Source organism: Flectobacillus rivi (assembly GCF_030056655.1).
GTDB lineage: Bacteria > Bacteroidota > Bacteroidia > Cytophagales > Spirosomataceae > Flectobacillus > Flectobacillus rivi.
Map to the genome: position 1 here is coordinate 303,816 of NZ_JASHIE010000002.1, position 18,843 is coordinate 322,658.

Annotated in this window: 12 protein-coding genes; 1 reads left to right on the forward strand and 11 read right to left on the reverse strand. The window is 36.4% G+C overall.

Annotation, left to right across the window (positions count from 1 at the left end; all coding sequences use genetic code 11):
- Window positions 1-36 precede the first annotated feature (36 nt).
- The 10 genes from QM481_RS03675 to QM481_RS03720 all read right to left on the reverse strand — a co-directional run bounded on the left by QM481_RS03675 (window position 37) and on the right by QM481_RS03720 (window position 16,686).
- Window positions 37-1,167, reverse strand: a complete 1,131-nt coding sequence (locus tag QM481_RS03675; protein ID WP_283380692.1) for a DNA methyltransferase — start codon at window positions 1,165-1,167, stop codon at window positions 37-39.
- A complete protein-coding gene (locus tag QM481_RS03680; protein ID WP_283380693.1) occupies window positions 1,164-2,528 on the reverse strand; it encodes a DNA double-strand break repair nuclease NurA in 1,365 nt (454 codons plus the stop codon). The genes QM481_RS03675 and QM481_RS03680 overlap by 4 nt, the downstream gene beginning before the upstream one ends.
- Before the next feature lie 12 nt (window positions 2,529-2,540).
- Complete coding sequence (locus QM481_RS03685) at window positions 2,541-4,646, reverse strand: helicase HerA domain-containing protein (RefSeq protein WP_283380694.1); 2,106 nt, start codon at window positions 4,644-4,646, stop codon at window positions 2,541-2,543.
- Between the two features lie 476 nt (window positions 4,647-5,122).
- Window positions 5,123-5,899 (reverse strand): RMD1 family protein, encoded by a 777-nt coding sequence (locus QM481_RS03690; RefSeq protein ID WP_166551382.1) that lies wholly within the window; start codon window positions 5,897-5,899, stop codon window positions 5,123-5,125.
- A 149-nt stretch (window positions 5,900-6,048) separates the two neighbouring features.
- Entirely contained in the window at window positions 6,049-6,624 is a 576-nt protein-coding gene (locus QM481_RS03695; RefSeq protein ID WP_283380695.1) for a hypothetical protein, read from the reverse strand.
- Between the two features lie 417 nt (window positions 6,625-7,041).
- Window positions 7,042-9,711 (reverse strand): DNA mismatch repair protein MutS, encoded by a 2,670-nt coding sequence (gene mutS, locus QM481_RS03700; protein ID WP_283380696.1) that lies wholly within the window; start codon window positions 9,709-9,711, stop codon window positions 7,042-7,044.
- A gap of 434 nt (window positions 9,712-10,145) precedes the next feature.
- Window positions 10,146-13,223: an efflux RND transporter permease subunit gene (locus QM481_RS03705; RefSeq protein ID WP_166551385.1), complete on the reverse strand. Its 3,078-nt coding sequence runs from the start codon at window positions 13,221-13,223 to the stop codon at window positions 10,146-10,148.
- 98 nt (window positions 13,224-13,321) lie between these two features.
- Entirely contained in the window at window positions 13,322-14,422 is a 1,101-nt protein-coding gene (locus tag QM481_RS03710; RefSeq protein ID WP_166551386.1) for an efflux RND transporter periplasmic adaptor subunit, read from the reverse strand.
- A gap of 19 nt (window positions 14,423-14,441) precedes the next feature.
- On the reverse strand, window positions 14,442-15,710 hold the full coding sequence (locus QM481_RS03715; protein ID WP_283380697.1) for a TolC family protein: 1,269 nt from the start codon (window positions 15,708-15,710) through the stop codon (window positions 14,442-14,444).
- 613 nt (window positions 15,711-16,323) lie between these two features.
- Entirely contained in the window at window positions 16,324-16,686 is a 363-nt protein-coding gene (locus QM481_RS03720; protein ID WP_166551388.1) for a hypothetical protein, read from the reverse strand.
- A gap of 358 nt (window positions 16,687-17,044) precedes the next feature.
- Here QM481_RS03720 and QM481_RS03725 point away from each other — a divergent pair, with 358 nt between their 5' ends.
- The gene (locus QM481_RS03725; RefSeq protein WP_283380698.1) at window positions 17,045-17,551 is read left to right on the forward strand and encodes a hypothetical protein; all 507 of its coding nucleotides are present in this window, start codon (window positions 17,045-17,047) and stop codon (window positions 17,549-17,551) included.
- Between the two features lie 374 nt (window positions 17,552-17,925).
- On the opposite strand, the gene QM481_RS03730 is transcribed toward QM481_RS03725, so the two are convergent.
- A complete protein-coding gene (locus QM481_RS03730) occupies window positions 17,926-18,684 on the reverse strand; it encodes a DeoR/GlpR family DNA-binding transcription regulator (RefSeq protein WP_095167504.1) in 759 nt (252 codons plus the stop codon).
- Between the last annotated feature and the right edge of the window lie 159 nt (window positions 18,685-18,843).

The window sequence follows — 18,843 nt, forward strand, 5'->3', positions numbered from 1 at the left end:
TGGTAGTCTCCTTTGAACTTTATTAACAAATATCAATTAAGATTCTCTAGTTAGAATAATATCTACCTCCCCAGGCTTTAAGGTCTTATCACCATAGAGTTTTGTTTGTGTTTTTGTATTCTCAGACAATGGTTTTTCTACTATTTTAACCTTGTGAAAAGGAAAATGCTTTTTCAATATTTCAAGAGTTGATTTAAATGTAAATTCTCGTTTGTCTGTTCTAACGTAAACAGTACTTTTTACTTTCATTAATTTAGAGCACAGACCAAATACATTATCTAGCAACTCGTAATATTCTTGCTTATTAACAAATCGTCCTTTGTGTTTGTCCTTTAGTGATTGTGGGTTTTCAGAACCACCTAAAAGCCACAGGCGTAACCATTGGTCAGCGTGATAATCTGTAATTGAACAATAAGGTGGTGAGGTGAATAACAATGAAAACCTTAAATCGTTACCTACTGCTCGTTCTGCAATGTTCACTAATTCATTTGAACTATCTCCAAATACAACGGCACTTTCAGTAACTTTAGGCTTACCTTTCTCATAACGCCACTTAATTTTTTTGAGAATAAAATCGCAAGGATTTATTTCAGGAGGTGTGGTCATCTTATTTTTCTTCCACCACTGAACTGAGTAATTCATCCCCATAGATTTTGTCATTCTCATCTGATTAGAAAGTCCTTCTCCAAGTTTTGCATGAAGGTAAATGAGAAGTATTGACATCAAGGTAGCATCAACACTATCATTCTTCCAATCTAAGTGGTTTCGGGCAGCTAAAAGGAATTTAAGAACTTCATCACAATAGCAAATGCGATAAAACTCAGGCATTCGCTGAATAGCTCGATTGTAATAATTCCTCTTTCCATAAATTTCAAGAAGTCGGTCTATAACCTCCTCCTTCTCTGCTGGCTGAAGTTTTACAGTTCCATACAACCAACCAACAGGATTTATTTCAATTCCTAAACTATTTCTTCCTAAAACACCACCAGCATAAATGCTGCTGCATCTGCCTGCAAAAGGGTCAATGATATAATCGCCTTTCTCTGAATATTTCTCAACTACATCAAATGCAAATTCCAAAGGAAACATAGCATAGTATGGTCCAAATCTTGCCCATCGTGCTTCAGCTGTTTCAAAACCTTTTAATATTTTTTCCTTTGTTATCATTCTCTTGATTTCTTTTTAATTTCATTTGCTATGTCTTCAAAAATACGTCTACCTAAATTCAACGGAATTGCAGCTTCTGCGTGTGCTGAAACTAATGGTGAAATAGAATTTGGGTACCTGTTAGACACAAGTTGATCAAGCAAATTTAATACATCAGCTAATCTTGTAAATTGGTTGATATATGCCGTATCTATGTTTCGTTGATAGTCATCAAAGCATGCTACAACTGGAACAATTTTTTGACCCGACGCAGCTTTATAAAAAAGCTTTCTTCCAAAATAAGTGTCTTGTCCATACGGTTTAGTACTTTCAGAAAAAATGATATTACGTTTTATATAATTGTCATTTAAAAGCAAGGCAGATTGTTTTGGAAATTTATCAGTTACCCCGTCTTTGGTGGTATCTATCTCTATGAAGTGGTTAAAAAATGTTCCTGATTTTTCAATTCCAATAATTAAAAGATCTTGTCCGTTCGTCTTCTTTTGAAGGTCATTCAGTCTACTTAACTCGTAGCTAATAACTTTTGTCAGCCAAGATGATGTACTGAAAACAGCTAGAGGGCCATCCATTACAAAAGCAACTCTCCGAAGTGTTGCTAACCAACCTTTCCTTTCAAATGCTCTTAGAATGTGAACAAGCCAGAGTTTTTCAAGTGTAGACATAATTTGTCCAAACATTTCACCATTACTACCTCCAGTGTTCATTAGTTCGTGCAAACGCAAAGCATCAGTTGAGAAAAGTGACTCACCTGAATGAGGACAAATATATTCCCCATAATCATAAGTCATTTCTTCTTCAATTCCTTCGATTGGGCTCCTTGGTAAATTCTTTTCCTTAAAATGTTCACGCTTTATCTTGAAAAGATGTTCGTATGTTTCAAGCAAAGTTTCTCCATCAGTAAAAATAGTGTTACTTTTTAGCTCTTCAAACAATGCTCTCCTTAAAGAAGCTTTTGCATCTTTTTCTTCATCAAGAATTACGTTACAGCCAGGAAAAACACTATCAATAGTTGATGCCTTCTCTGTTTCACGAAATTTTTTTGGTTCAACAAATTCCTTTTTTTCTAGCTCTCCAATTAACTTTAAGTCGATTAATACGGAAGCAACTGTTACATAGCCAAACTCAGCTCCTGGAAATCCATTTTCTGCTTTTGAAGCTAAATAGCTTCCATCAATGGCAAGAACTAAATCAGGTTGCAAAGTGCTTTCAGTCAAATCCGATTTATTGACTATTGCACCTTCAAAGTCTTCTGTTTCTTCTTGTTGCCTTATTTTAAGTCGGTTTTGAAGTGCTTTAACTTTTTCACTATCAAGTAACCGCCTCAAAGGCTCATAACTGGCAAATTCTCCTTCAAAACTCATAATGATAGTGTTTTAAACTTCAAACTTATCAACCTGGACAGGAATGACAAATAGGTTACTTAATGTTTTTACTCTTAAAAATCCTTTGTCTTGTGCTCGTCTTATAGATGGTTCAAAGTCTGCAAAGTCATAATACTTACATAGTTCTTTAGTCTCATCAGTGTTGTTCAAGTGGCTAATAAACCAATTGGCAGTGTTTTTCAGAATGTTCTTTTGAATACTGCTCACTTCTTGTGTTGCATAAACCATTCCGATGCGATACTTAGAACCTTCTTTTGCCGTCCTAACCCAAATGTCTGACAAGTCTAAATCGTTGCCTGCAGGCAAAATATTGTGTGCTTCTTCTACATATACCAAAATTTCAGAAATGTTAGTTTCCCCTTGAACAAATTTTCTTTGATTTTCTTTGAAAATCTTTGTCATTATTCTGGTTGCAGAAGATTTGTTGAGTTCGGGTTCACCACTTGATTGGTCAATTATTACCAATTTACCTTGAACAAGGTGGTTGTAAATATCTTCAGCATAATCACTTGTTGTGTCTGCACTATGTTGTTCTGCCGCTTTACCGATTTTTCTAGTTCCGTTAGGATATTGAAAAATACCAATGATTTTTTTCAAATCTTCATCGGCCCATCTGTCGCCTGAGCCATTGGGACGACTTACATAAGCATTTTCAAATGTTGTGTAATTGCTACTGCTGTCTCGAATGAATTTATCTAATGCTTCAAAAGCATTAGCAAGTTGTCCCCACGCAGGGTTTGGATTTGAGAATACTTGTGCTGCTGAAACATACTCAGGGGTTGGGGGATTATTATTTCTTCCCGTTTGAAGGGCAGTAATCAAATCTTGATTAAATAGCCCCCGTGTGCTTGCCCTTAAACTTGATGGAACTTGAAAACCTGCTCTAGCTAATACTGAACGATAGGCTAATAACCGTCTGTTATAACGTGTAGTTGCACTACGGTCATTTGGGTCAGGTTCGTCAAAGCTTACTTGGCAAAATTGTTTGATGTAATTAGTGCTATCTTCTGATAAAATGCTATCAATTATACTTTTTCCAATCTGTGTATTACTTGTTTCAAAGAAGTTCAAAAGCATTAAGGTTCTCTCAGGGTCATTTGGATGTCTCGTAATCCCATAGGTAACAACTTCGTTTGCCTTTACTCCATTTGGCAAAAGTTGCCAAACATTTTTTAGTGCAGAATTATTATCCTGAACATTTTCATTTGCATACTCACCATTTGGGTCAAAAATAATTTGCCCTATTCGTAGTGGTCTATCGTTTGGATTTTCATTTGTTCGTAATTCAAATACTGACTTCGCGATAATTTTAGTGGTGTTTGATTTACCCGTTCTAGTCATACCGAACAATGCAGATTTCTGAGAAAGTAAGTCCGCGGGATATATGTAAACTGGAACATCATCTATTGCCTGATACTTGCGATTTGTCGAAGCATATCGAACGAACCCAAGCTTTACTCTTTCTGTATTTCCGTATTTCTCTGTGTGAGCTAGAATACTTGACGGATCAGCGTAATTAACTATATGTTCAAGTGCTTTATCATTTGGTTTATAAACTTTCAACCCCCTGTTAGGGTAATAATTAGAAATATCACTTCCAAATTTTAGGTTTAGAGGTTTTTCTCCATTGTGTCCGTTTTCTTCAAGAAAGAATGTGCCTATAATTCGGCATTGAACACCTGCAAAACCAAGAATATTTTTTGTCCGCAAGTCCATTGACCCTGCATCATCCCAATGTTTTTCTGTTTCTCCACTTATTCTTTGTGCAGTTTCAACTCTTATTCTTTCTGCTTCTTTATCTTGCGGCAAAGCGGCTGCGTCCATTACCCGTAGAAGAACAAATGAAGTATCTTCCTTTTTAAAGTCTATGTCTGCCTTGCTTGGATCAACCCTTGTTGCAATTAGAAAACTTAAACTTGGTATTCCTCCAACTTTTTCTCTATAAAAGTCGTGAATGATTACCCTTGCTGTTTCATAATTAATAGAGTAGATATCACCAACATACTGGTCTGTCTGAATAAGCTTTTGAAACCATTGTTGGCTTTCAACTTGCTTGTCGCTTTTAAGTCTTGTGTTAAGTCCTTGTTCTATGCTCATTTTAATTTTACCTAAAATATTAAATATATAAAGTGTAGTGTTTTATCTATTTTAATAAATTTAGACTTTTCACTATATCTTTACCAAAATCAAAGATTTTTGTTAATCAAAAAATTACAACTCTTAAATAGTAATTTTCAACTAATATAAAATTACATACATTATTTGAGGTTTAGCTACAAAGTTTTCTTTATTTACAAAATAGCTTTGGCAGCAAAATAATTCATTATTACAGATGTACCCTTAAATCTTAAAATTTCTAAATTCTTTTCAAATAATGTTTTAGGTCATCTATTAAAGAAAAAATCTATGTTTTGCCATGCTTAAAGATATATAATATCATTGAAAAATATAAATTTTCATTATCTGTCCCTAACAAAATTTAATAATGCTTATTATACGGTCAATAACTCTAAAATAATAAAGGGACAAAGCATTTAAACACTTTGTCCCTTTTGCTTTTATTACTTTAACACCTAAAATATCTTCGTAAATATCAAGTCAAACACTTCTATCAAAATCAAGATAATGATAACCCATTCGAGGCGGGTGCTTTCTCGATTTTGCACTAGCTCCATGAAAAGGGTAAGGTTTTCCTGAACGATTTTGAGTTTGTATTCAATGTCTTGATAGCGCATTTTGAGGTCGAATGTCTTTTTTAAGCCCTTGTCTATGCGTTCTAGATGTTCATTTTCCCAAGCCTCTTCGGGAGAGTCAAAGATGTAGAGGTTATCGATAATACTATTTTTGATATTGATGGTTTTGCCAATAAACTTCAGGAGTTCACTTTGGGAGCTTTTGAGACGCCCATGATGCTCTAATTCATCGGTCATTTGCTTAGTGCTGGTGGCAATTTTATAAGTCAACGCCTCATAATAATCCAATGCCACAGACTGACCAATATTGAGCATAATGATACGGATAGAATCATCTGTAAGCTCAGATACGGTGATAGAGTTATGTTTGAGAACAACCGAAATTGAAGGGTCTGTCTGGACGATAAAATCATCTTCAAACTTTTCTTCAATGAGTCCTTCTGCGTAGTTTTTGATAAATTTCAAAAATTCACTTTTCTCCAAATCACCCACACCCGCAAAAACTACTAATCCATAACTCAATAAATAGATATAGGTATCGTCTTCACGCTTATAGAATAATTCTGAATTGTTGTAAAGGGAAGGTTCGCTGGTATAGTCTTGTTTAAACTTCTTGAGGTTAAAGACTTCCGATATTTGGTATGCATCGATTTTCATACAAGTATAATTTGAGGCTTTGCGTATTCGCCTAACTCAAATTTACATTTTTCAACCATTACCTTGGTTTAATTCTATATGAAAAATTTATGAAGGAGTATTTATATAGAGACGCAATGCCTCGCGTCTCTTAATTAGCAGCATTTCTACTATTTCTTGGGCTTACAGTCGTAACAATAATCCGAAAGTTCAGCAATTTCGGCTAGTACTTGCGTTCTGATTTTAGTCAACTCTTCGGTGTTTTGTCCTAGCTTGGTTGCGGTTTGAATGTAGTTTTCACGCGCTTGAAGTTCTTTTTGGAGTTCTTCTTGGACATTGGCGTAAAACTCGCTATTTGAAAAGGCTTTTTTCTCTTCAAATAAGCGCTTTCTAAATTTACGAGCATACAATTCTGTCACATCAAAAATACACTGTGAATAGGCCACCAACTGCTGTTTTTGTTCCTCCGTATTTGCCACTAAGTAAGAGGTATTTCTAGTAAAAACTGCTTTAACTTTATTATTAAAATTCTTGGTCAACATAAACGAGGCTGCGCTCATACGAAATCCAAAATCGATACTGCAACTGGCTTGACATCCATATAAATTACCACTATTCGATGGTGACTTCGCCATAAAATCACTGATTTTCAATGGACTTTCTCCGCTCCAAACGATAACACTTTGGGCATTTGATTGTGTAATTTGAAAGATAGAAAAAAGCAAAATTAATGTGTATTTGAGCATAGTGTTGTGAGTTTGTTTTAAAGGTAACGATGTGGTTTATTTTGAAATTGTCTATTAAGTTAGGTTAGAAAAGTTTCATTACAAAAGTGGGGGATAACATATTGAGTGATTGAGGGAATGAGCTCTTTAGTCAGTTTATAAACTGTTAAAAAAATAAGTCCAAGACTAAGTTTTGAACTAGTAATTTTTCAGAAACCTATCATTTACTTTAGCTCCGTAGGAGCGACAGTTTGGTAGTAAAGAATCATTCTACTCTGGCATTACAGAGCGCCGTAGGTGCGAAAGACTGCAAAATAATCTGCTTTCTTTCGCACCTACGGCGCTCAGAGAAGGTTTTCTTAAAGAATTATTCTACCATACTGACGCTCCTACGGAGCTTTAAAAACGGCAAAATCATTTGAAATTTTATGCTGCCCCCTACTCTAACATCTTTTTAAACTCATTCAATTTCAGCAAGGCTTCTATTGGAGAGAGCGTATTGACATCTAATTTCTTAAGAGCTTCCTGTATTTTTTCAAGTTTTGGATTACTTGCTTCAAAAATATTCATTTGATAATTCTGTTTTGGCATCTCTTTTATGGTAGTGCGATGCTGTTCTTTGGAACGATTGCGTTCTAATTCCGCCAAAATTTCGTTGGCACGATGTACTACACTCACAGGCATACCTGCCAATTGCGCTACATGAATACCAAAACTGTGCTCTGAACCACCTTCCATCAACTTACGCATAAAGATGATTTTGTTGCCTACTTCTTTTACCGAAACATTGAAGTTTTTGATACGTTTAAAGTCTGTGGTCAACTCATTGAGTTCGTGATAGTGCGTAGCAAATAGCGTTTTGGGTCTGAAATGCGAGTGATTATGCAAATATTCGGCAATAGCCCAAGCAATAGATACCCCATCATAAGTACTTGTACCACGTCCAATTTCGTCCATCAAGACTAAGCTTCTGTCCGAAAGATTATTCAAAATGCTTGCCGTTTCGGTCATTTCAACCATAAAGGTAGACTCACCTTTACTCAAGTTATCGCTGGCTCCTACACGGGTAAATACCTTATCGACAATCCCAATTTCGGCTGCTTGAGCAGGGACAAAACAACCAATTTGTGCCATTAATACAATCAAGGCTGTTTGGCGCAACAAGGCAGACTTACCCGCCATGTTTGGTCCTGTAATGATAATAATCTGTTGTTCGGCATCGTCCAAATGCAAATCGTTTGGCACGTATGCTTCGCCCAATGGCAATTGCTGTTCAATTACTGGGTGGCGCCCTTCTTTGATTTCGAGGATTTTAGTATCAGTTACATTAGGTTGCGTATAATTATTTTTCTCTGCCACTTTTGCAAAGTTGGTCAGCACATCCAATACGGCTATCATTCTTGCATTTTGTTGAATTTGCAAGACATATTCATTAGCTACGTTTACCAAATCATTGAAAATACGCTGTTCGATGACAAAGATTTTATCTTCAGCTCCTATAATTGTTTCTTCGTATTCCTTTAGTTCTGGCGTGATATAACGCTCAGCGTTTACCAAAGTTTGTTTACGAATCCAATCAACAGGCACTTTATCTTTATGCGAATTGGTCACTTCCAAATAATATCCAAATACCTTATTAAAGGAAATCTTCAGTGAAGTAATACCAGTACGCTCAATTTCGCGGTTTTGTAATTTTATCAAAAAGTCTTTTCCAGAATAGGCCACCTTCAATAAAGCATCTAAATCTTCATCGACGCCCTCACGAATCATATTCCCTTGATTGGTGACAATAGGTACTTCGTCACGGAGTTCTTTCTGGATTTTTTCTAGTAAAAAATGACAAGGGTTCAACTGGTCAGCATAGCGTTTGAGAACGTCAGCTCCCAAATCATTACCAAAATCCAAAAGTGCCTCTTGGATATGCCCTTTGATTGGTTCGATATGTGACAAGGCTTTTTTCAATTGCAACATCTCACGAGGATTGATGCGACGTACCGCCACCTTCGAAATCAATCGTTCTAAGTCACCAATCTGCTTAAGATGTTGTTGTAGCGTCTCTCTTAGTTCAAGATGTTTTTTGAAAAATGCTACGGTATTTAATCTTTCCTGAATCAAAGACTTTTCTTTAAGTGGCAACACCAACCACTTGCGCAACAAACGTGCACCCATTGGCGTATGGGTTTGGTCAATGATGTTAATCAAAGGTACTCCACCTTCTTGTTGAGGATGAACAAGCTCAAGGTTGCGAATAGTAAATTTATCTAGCCATACATACTTATCTTCCTCCAAACGGTTGATACGAACGATATGTCCCACTTCTCGGTGCTCAGTCTCAGCGAGATAATGTAAAATTACCCCAGCGGCAATGATGCCTTCATTGAGCGTCTCTACCCCAAATCCTTTTAACGAATTGGTTTTGAAATGGTTAATCAACAAAGGATAGGCAAAATCATAGGTAAACACCCATTCTTCCAAAGCGAAAGTATTGAACTTGTCGCCAAAAAGTTGGGTAAACTCTTGTCGGTATTTTTTACAATACAATACCTCGGAAGGCATAAAACTCTGTAGAAGTTTTTCAATATAAGCAGCACTTCCTTGCGAGCATAAAAACTCACCAGTAGACACGTCCAAGAACGAAATACCGATAACATCTTTTGAAAAACCTGCAAAAGAAATTGAAGCTAAATAGTTATTTTGCTTCACATCAAGCACGTTATCGTTGAAGGATACTCCAGGAGTAACTAGCTCAGTAACCCCACGTTTTACGATACCCTTGGCAGTAGCAGGGTCTTCTAATTGGTCGCAAATGGCCACACGCTGACCTGCACGTACTAATTTAGGCAAATATGTATCCAAAGAGTGGTGTGGAAATCCTGCCAATTGGTCATCGGCTGTACCGTTGTTGCGACGAGTCAAAACAATACCTAAAATTTTGGAAGCAGTAACGGCATCTTCTCCAAAAGTTTCATAAAAATCCCCTACCCTAAACAGCAACAAAGCGCCAGGATATTTGATTTTGATTTGATTATACTGTTTTGCGAGAGGTGTTTCGTTTGCTTTTTTAGCGGGTTTATTATCAGTATCTGTATTCTTTGAAGGTCTTGCCATTATGGTATTGATGTAATTGCTAGATTTTGGGGTCGATATAATTGGTTGATGGTATTGTTGATAATATTTTGGATATCTGCTATTTGATTATGGACTTAGAAGAATTGTTAATCTCCCAAATTCGTATCTACAGATATAACACTTAAATTTTATACAATACTAATCAAGAATAGAAAGTATGTTGACATTAACATGCTCGGCACTATGCTTTAGGCTATTCATTTTCTGAATGTACCCACTCGCCTACAGTCATTTCCTATTCAAGCTTACAAAATTAGAGTTTTTAAAGGAATATTGTTTTGTAAAAAAGAAAAATCACTGCCAGCATTGCCGGCAGCGATTCCTAAACAGACAAATAGATTATTTAGTCTTTAAGCTAAAAGCTTGTTATATTTTTAGAAGATTAAGGAAAATGTTTCCTTATCTCTGTATTTCTATTTATTTCTATACACTCTTTCGTAGAATAATGGGAAAATAAAGAGCGTCAATATAGTTGCGCCAATCATCCCACCAATTACTACAATTGCAAGAGGCTTTTGAGATTCTGAGCCAATACCTGAAGAAGTAGCGGCTGGTAACATCCCGAAAATACCCATCATAGCGGTCATCATTACTGGACGAACCCTCGATTTGACTCCTTCAGTAATCGAGTCGAGCAAGGTCATTTTCTTATGGAGGTTTTCTTTAAATACCTCAATCATAATTACCCCATTTTGAATACATATACCAAACAAGGCAATAAAACCAATACCTGCCGAAATACTGAAATTGGTATGCGTAACCAACAAGGCTACCGAACCACCAATAATCGCAAAGGGTACATTAGAGAATACCAAACCTGCATCTCTCAAGCTACCAAACATTACATAGAGGATAAAGAAAATCGCAATCATCGAAATAGGAACTACTTGCGCCAATCGTTTAGACGCACGTTGTTGGTTTTCGAAATCACCTTTCCATTTCATGTCGTATCCTTTTGGTAGGTTAGGAATGACTTTTTTCACTTCTTGTTGTGCTTCGGCAATGGTACTACCCATATCACGACCACGAACAGAGAATTTCACAGCAATAAAACGCTTGGTATCTTCACGGAAAATCAAACTTGGACCTGTCAATGTTTTTACCTCTGCGATTTGCTTAATAGGTATTTTAGTACCGCTCATAGATGGCACCATCAAATTGCGAATCTCTTGCTCTGACTTACGGAATTCTGATTGGAAACGTACACGAATATCAAATTTGCGTTCACCTTCGTACAACTGACTGGCAGTCTGTCCACCAATCGCCATGGCTACTACGGCATCAGCATCGGCTGTTTGTACACCATAGAAGTTCATTTTCTGTTGGTCTAGCTCAATGTGCAATTCTGGCTGTCCAAGGTTACGGATAATACCTAAATCCTCGATACCTTTTACACGACGCAATACCTTTTCTACTTTCTCTGCTTCACCTTCCAAAAACTCAAAGTCATTTCCATAGATTTTTACGGCAATTGAACCTTTTACCCCTGAAACTGCTTCTTCTACGTTATCCATAATAGGTTGCGAGAAACCAAATACAACTCCTTGGAAAATGCTCAATTTGTTTTCCATTTTCTCAATCAGCTGCGCTTTGGTAAGCTTACTAGCCCATTCTTTTTGTGGATAAATATCTACGTGAAATTCGACGTTATAAAAACCTGTTGGGTCAGTACCATCGTTCGGGCGACCTGCCTGCGAAAGTACCTGACGAACTTCAGGGAAGCCTTCAAATACCTTACGAATATCGTTGGCATAACGCACAGACTCGTCCAAACTAATACTACGTGGCATTGTGGCACGCACGTAAATAGAGCCTTCGTTGAGTTGAGGCAAGAACTCTGTTCCGTGAATAGTTAAGGTCCAAAAGCCTACAACCGTAATAATACCAGTGGTAATGAAAGTAAATCTTTTATGCGTAAAACAGTAGTTGAAAAGCTTCATCGAATACTTCATTACAGCATCGACTAAGAAATTACTTTTCTCTCTTACGTTTTTATTCATTAAGATACTTACCATCACAGGCACCAAAGTCAATGTAAAAATCAAGGCACCTAGCAAGGCTGAACCCAATGTCCAAGCCAATGGCGTAAACATTTTACCTTCTACTTTTTGGAAGGCAAAAATGGGTAGCAAAGCAATCAAAATAATGATTTTTGAGGTAAAAATCGCTTTACCCATGCTCGTACCTGTACGCTTGATAATCGACATTTTAGCCAATTTATTAAAGCGCTCCATCCCCACATGCTCCGCTTGATGAGCCAAAACCACAATAAGCCCTTCGACTACCACCACGGTACCATCAATAATAATCCCAAAGTCTACCGCTCCTAATGAAAGTAGGTTTACGTTCATACCAAGAAGTTTCAGACAACAGAACGCAAACAGCAAAGCCAACGGAATAATCATCGATACAATCAAGGATGCACGCCAGTCAGCCAAGAAAATCAATACGATTAATGTTACCAAAACAATCCCTTCTATAAGGTTGTGCGTTACTGTTTCGATACAAAAATCTAGGAGCGTTTGACGATTATAAAACGTTTTGATTTTTACACCATTAGGAAGAATTTTTGAGTTTAATTCCTCTACTTTCAAATTCAAGCTTTGAATTACTTCCGATGGATTTTCTCCTTTGCGCATTACCACAATACCTTCTACAGCATCGTTGTCTTCGCCACGACCCACTTGACCCAAACGAGGCAGAGCCGACTCCGTTACGGTTGCAACCGTTTTTACATAAACAGGTACGCCATTGATATTATCGACCAAGATATTTTGAATGTCTTGGATATTCTTCAATAAACCTATCCCACGAACCACATAAGCTTGGTTGTTTTTGGTTATTACGTCACCTCCAACGTTGATATTACTTTTCTCAACAGCTGTAAATACATCTAGGGGAGTAATTTTATAGTCCTGAAGTAAATTAGGATTTACACTAATCTCATACGTTTTTACTTCACCACCAAAACTTACAATATCAGCCACGCCTGGTACTGAGCGTAAATTACGGTCAATCACCCAGTCTTGAATTTCCTTAAAACGACGAGATGTCATTCCTTTACCTTCAAGGGTATAACGGAAGATTTCGCCCGTTGGTCCATAAGGCGGTTGTACTTCAGGTTCTACGCCATCAGGAAGTTCAACGCCCATCAAGGCATTATTGACTTGAATACGAGCAAAGTTATTGTCAACACCGTCGTCGAACATAACCACTACTACAGATAAACCGAATAGCGTTGTAGAACGAACAGTAGTTTTCTTTTGCACCCCGTTCATCGAGATTTCGAGCGGAGCGGTTACAAATTTTTCAATTTCTTCAGCACTACGCCCAGACCATTGAGTAATGATAGTCACCTGAGTATTGGTAACATCGGGAAAGGCGTCAATTGGGGTATTGATAAAACTCGAAATACCTCCAATCACTACTACAGCAGTAAAAAAGAATACTGCAAATTTATATTTGAGCGATAACGCTAATAGCTTTTTCATCCGAATGAGTGATTTATAAGAATACTGTTTTGAACAATTTATTGCATAAGCTGAATAGTCTTTTCCAGTTGAAAAACACCATTACTTCACTTTGCGAATTAGTTTACCAATGCGTTGTACACCAACAATTGGTTTTTGTTCATTACATTTTCACCCTCTTTCAAACCTGAAATCACATAAGTTTTATTAGAGTTTTGTTTCGCAATCTGGATTTCTCTTACTTCCAAATGCTTGGCATCCTTATAAACAACCACAAAATTTTTGTTTTGGTCAAAAATTACCGCCGACGAAGGAATCGCAATACTTCTATCTGACGAGCTATAACTCACATTTACTTGCGCAAACATTTCTGGTTTCATCAAAAAGCCAGGGTTTGCCATATTGATACGCACTTGTAAAGTACGAGTTTCAGGATCAAGGGCATTACTCATTTTGTTGACAACTCCTTTGATTACTTTGTCAGGATATGAAATCAACTTTACTTCAACCTGCGAGCCTACATGTACTTTCGCAATATCTGCTTCATACACGTTTGCTACCACTTGAATTTGAGATAAATCGGCAATAGTAAAAAATGCTCCTGTTTCGCCTTCGTGGAAAGACATTTTATCAGAAATGGCATTGTTTTTTTCAATTACATAACCTGAAATTGGCGCTTTCAAGGTATAAAACGCATTTTTTACACTGTAAATACTCGAAACTTCTTTGGCGCGTTTCAATGACCCTTGAGCTTTCAATACATCGTTTTGAGCAAAAGTCACGTCTTTTTCTGATGCCAAACCTGCTTTGTACATATCTTTTTGTACTTGCAAGTTTTTCTGAGCTGAAAGCAAATCTGAAGTAGCACTAACCGTTTGATTTTCAACGTCTGCCACCTCTGATGAGTGAACTACAGCAAGTGTTTGTCCTTTGTTGACAAAATCACCCAAATTAGCATGGATTTTTTCGATAACACCATCTACCAAAGGTGACACTTTTACTTGTTTATCTTCGTAAGGCATTACTTTGCCTGTCAACTGCAATTGTGTTTGAATAGGCTCCAAGGTTGCTGGTGCCAAGCTCAATTCTTGCTTTAGGCGTTGTGAAAGTTCAAAAGGCTGATCCTCTGCTTTTGATTCATTATCTGCCTGTGAAGAGCTACAAGCAGTAGCCAAAGTTGAGATTGCAAGAATTGAAAGATACTTTATATGCTTTTTCATTGTGATGTCTGTTTAAATCTTAAAGAACTTTTTTGCCTACTACAAAATTGAGATTTTCGAATGTCTGCATTCTTGTATTTTGAAGTGTATTGATTTGCGTAACGGTAATTTTATACGACTCCAAAAAGTCCATAAACTCTAATAAAGTGATATTACGCTTTTGGTAGTTTTGCACTACCCCATCAATCAACTTATTAAAGCTTGGCAAATAGTTTTTATCAAGTGTCTTATATAGACGTTCCGCTTCTTGTGCTTTAAGCAAAGCTTGCAAAACGTCATTGTTAATTTGTACGTCGGTTTGTGCTAAATTTTGTTTGTTTGCTTGAATCGTATTTTCAGCAATCTTGATATTTCCTTGATTTTTGTTAAACACAGGCAAATCCATCGCAATCGTCAAGCCGTGGTAATTATTGAGATAACTACCTGCACGGTCATAACTATAGCCAATCGTCAAATCAGGTGTTGCCATTGCTTTTTGCAACGCCAAATCTGCTGAAGCTAATCGTACAGATGCCTCTTGAATCTTACGGTCATAACGATTATCAGTAGCATTGTTGATTAACTCACTGAGCTGTAAGCCTGCTGCACTTTTTTGTTCCAAAGCGTTATCATCTACAACTGGATGCACCGTTTTGGTGGAAGTATCAGACAAAAGCACTTTAAGTATGGCTTGATTATCAGTAATTTCCAAAATAATATTGGAACGTTCTGTTTCAAGACTTACCAAAAAAGACTGCAAACGAATCAGTTCTTTTTGTGGCACATTACCTCTATTTACTTGATCCGAATAAGCACTCAAAAGTTTATTGAGGGTTTCTATTTCTTGTTCATACGTGGCTAATGTTTTTTGCAAATAATGTATTGTATAAAAACTAGCATGTAACTGATAGGTCAAACCTCTTGCTATTTCAAAAAACTGATAATCTGTGATTTCAGCATTGATTTTGGCAACATTGACTTGTTTATTGCGCTTTCCTGCCAATAGAATCAACTGTTGAATCTGTAAAGTTCTTTCACCAAAAGCACCGATAGGCGCATCATTGGCGATTGTCTTCATGGTATTCAACCCTTGTTCGTAGTTGATGTTAGGATTAGGCAAAAGTTTCGCCTGAATGATTGCAGCTTTAGAAGCTTCGATGTTATACTTCTGCGCTAGCAAAGTGAGGTTGTTTTTGACAAACTGTTGTTCGGCCTCGTCAATGTTTAGGCGCAATGTATCACGGCTTTGAGACAAAGCCACATTGGCACTACACATCAAGCCGAAAATCCATACCAAATAGGATTTCATAATTTTGAGTCAAGTGATTAAAATGAAACGGACAAAAATTATGTATGCCCCCGCATACACATTAAGCAATAGTACAAAACCAACGAATATTGAGTGACTTGCATTTTTTATAAAATCCGACGTAATAACGCCTTCGATTATTTAGCAAAGCACCGATATTTTGTTAGTATTTTCTTGGTATTTATACCAAGTAGGTAGATTATTATATAAAACCTACACTAACTAGCACTATTTCTTATATGCTTATCGATTCAGAAACAAAACGAGTTTCTAAAGCGAAAGCTTCATACAATCAGCCCGAATTCAGGAAAGAGTATTGAAGTAAACAGAAGCAATAAATTTGAGTCGAATGTCAGCAAAATTACGTACGTATAGAATTAATGTAGTTCAAGACCACATTACATACTTGTTTTACAACACCTTAAGCAAAGTTACCCTTCTCTAGCGAGCCTTAATTACATAAGCAATCTAAGCTTTTTAGACCAATGCAAAATCAATTTTTCAGTATAATGATTATACGGACTTGTCCTTGCATTGTTGGCACCTCAATGGGCTAATGTTGATTTTTAATACAGTTTTTAGGGAAATATAACGAGTGAGTAGTGTGCTATTCTCAAATTAAATAGACACAATGAAGCATAAATAACTTTTTTGAAAAGGATAAATGAGGTACAAACGGAACATCCGAACGTTGTAATGTTTGCATAATAGCACGTTCGATACTTGATAAATCTGAAGTAGAAGTCAGTCCGTGAGAGCGCTCAGAACTTTCATCTTTTTCTTCTTGGTTATCAAGCAGTACATTATTCTCAACTTCGAAATGACGACCAAATGTTCTTTTTTTACTAAACTTTGTAACACTCTTGCTTACCTTAGTATAGCTACCTTTTACTTTTCCGTCATGGGCATAGCCACTCATTGCTATTGTCCATAGCACTAGCGGTAATATCCATTTGAATAAACGAAAAGCTTTCATGGTACGCAAAATTGTCTGTTTTTTACTAGCTTTTTAAAGAAGTCTATAGTTGATGGTCGTAAAGATACAGATTAGTTTTGATTATATGTTCTTAAAAACTGTTAAATTATTATAGATATTGTTGTACTCTATTGATTTTATTGGAATAAATATTATGGCAATTCTTTCTATGAATAGATAGACTAATTTTGGCACATTAGTTGTAATTTTAACCTTATTTTTCATTTGACTATCATAAATCAGTTGAATTGTCCGTTGTTTTGATATTCATTCTTAATGAGAGGTTTCATCTAATCGCAAACATTCGGGAATTACTTACTTCGTTTACAATCAACCCTAATAAATCATACATATTCACATGGCTAAAAGATTTCAGGTATTAGATTCGTTTTCACACATTAGTAACTCAATTAGTGCTCCTATTCATGCCCTAGTATCGGTACAATATCCACAATTGTCAGGTTTGCAAAACTTACGAGATAGTATCAACGGTATTTTCAAAAAGAAGAGAGCTGTTTACGTAGCACTTTCAGACCAGAAGCTATATCACATTCACACCGTTGGAACATCAGTAACCTCTACCAAAGAAATTCCTTTCGAACATATCGAATCTATTCATATCGATTCTTCGAGTCAACATCGTGATTTTAATGCTCCCAAAATTACCCTTTCGGTAAAAAAGCAAGGGAAAAAACCTGAATCACAGCTACATGAGTTTATTTTATTTCCATCACTATTTTTCCCTAACTTAAAATATTCGGAGAATCACACCGAAATTATGCAGTTTGTGCAAATGCGTGAACATTTATTGGAGAACTTGAAACAAGTAAAAGAGAAGATTGAATCCAAGGTGGAGAACGTGTAGTTTTACTTATAAGTATGTTTAAAAATTTATTCTGTATTTGTTATAAGAACAAAATTTCTGTTCGCCACTCCTTACTTTTCTTGTCTTGACACAAGAAAAGTAACAAAAGAAAGTCAAGAAATCCTAAACTCGCCTACGGCTTAAACAACAGGATTTCAGTAAAGTCGATACAAACTTTTTCATTTTTATGGCAATATGCTTACAGATATAAACATGATTCATCCCTAACTGAGTTATTATTTTTTAATTTGTAGAGACGCAATGCTTTGCGTCTAAAGCAGAGTCAATCATAGCATAATACTATCAAAAAAGCGGTCGAAAATCAATTTCCAACCGCTTTTTTGATGAATAGCTGGAGAATATTACTTCTTTTCTTACAAAAGGGTTGCTCCTTTATTTTGATAAGGTCCTAATTTGGCATCGTTGGGGTCTAGGTCGGTCACCAAGTAGTTGATTTCTGATAAATCTGCAATTTTCATCTTCATGACCGAATCTAATTTTTCAGCAATAGATAACACTGCCACTTTTTTAGAGGCCTTAATCATCGCCTTTTTTACCAATACCGTTTCCCAGTCTGAATCTGTAAATCCACCTTGTGTATCAATAGCGTTACTTCCCATAATACATAAATCTGCACGCATTTCGGATAAACGCTGATGTACCTCACCTCCTACTGCCATCTGACTATAACGTGATAATTGACCACCCACCATAATAATGTCAACATTAGGTTTATCCAACAACTCTACTGCAGTCAAAGGATTCACGGTCATAAATGTGATACGAAGCGTATCAGGAATGAGCTTGACCAACTCCCTAATGGTAGTTCCTCCGCCTACGAGCACCAACATACCTTCTTTCAACAACCCCAATGCTTTTCTAGCAATCTCTTGTTTGGAGTTGTGTGCATAGGTTTCTTTTACTTGAGAAGAATAATGATAGGCTTTTGACATTGCACCTCCTCTAATTTTTATAATCTCTCCCTCCTCGGCCAACTCATTCAAATCTCTCCGAATGGTATCTTCCGAAACATTTAATACATCCACTAGCTCTGCGAATGTTACACGGGTATGAACATTGATTTCCTTCAGTATTAAATCTTTTCGTTCTTTTTTGAGGAGGTTAACTGACATATTCAAGGAAGGTTGTTGGTTATGGTTTGCAAATATAGCAAAAAGACCAAGTTTCTATATCCTTATTAGAAGTGGTAAAGTATTCAAAATTTGCAATAATTGAGAATAAATACTCAGTATTTGAAAAATTTGCAGAATTTAATTGCAACAAATGCAGGT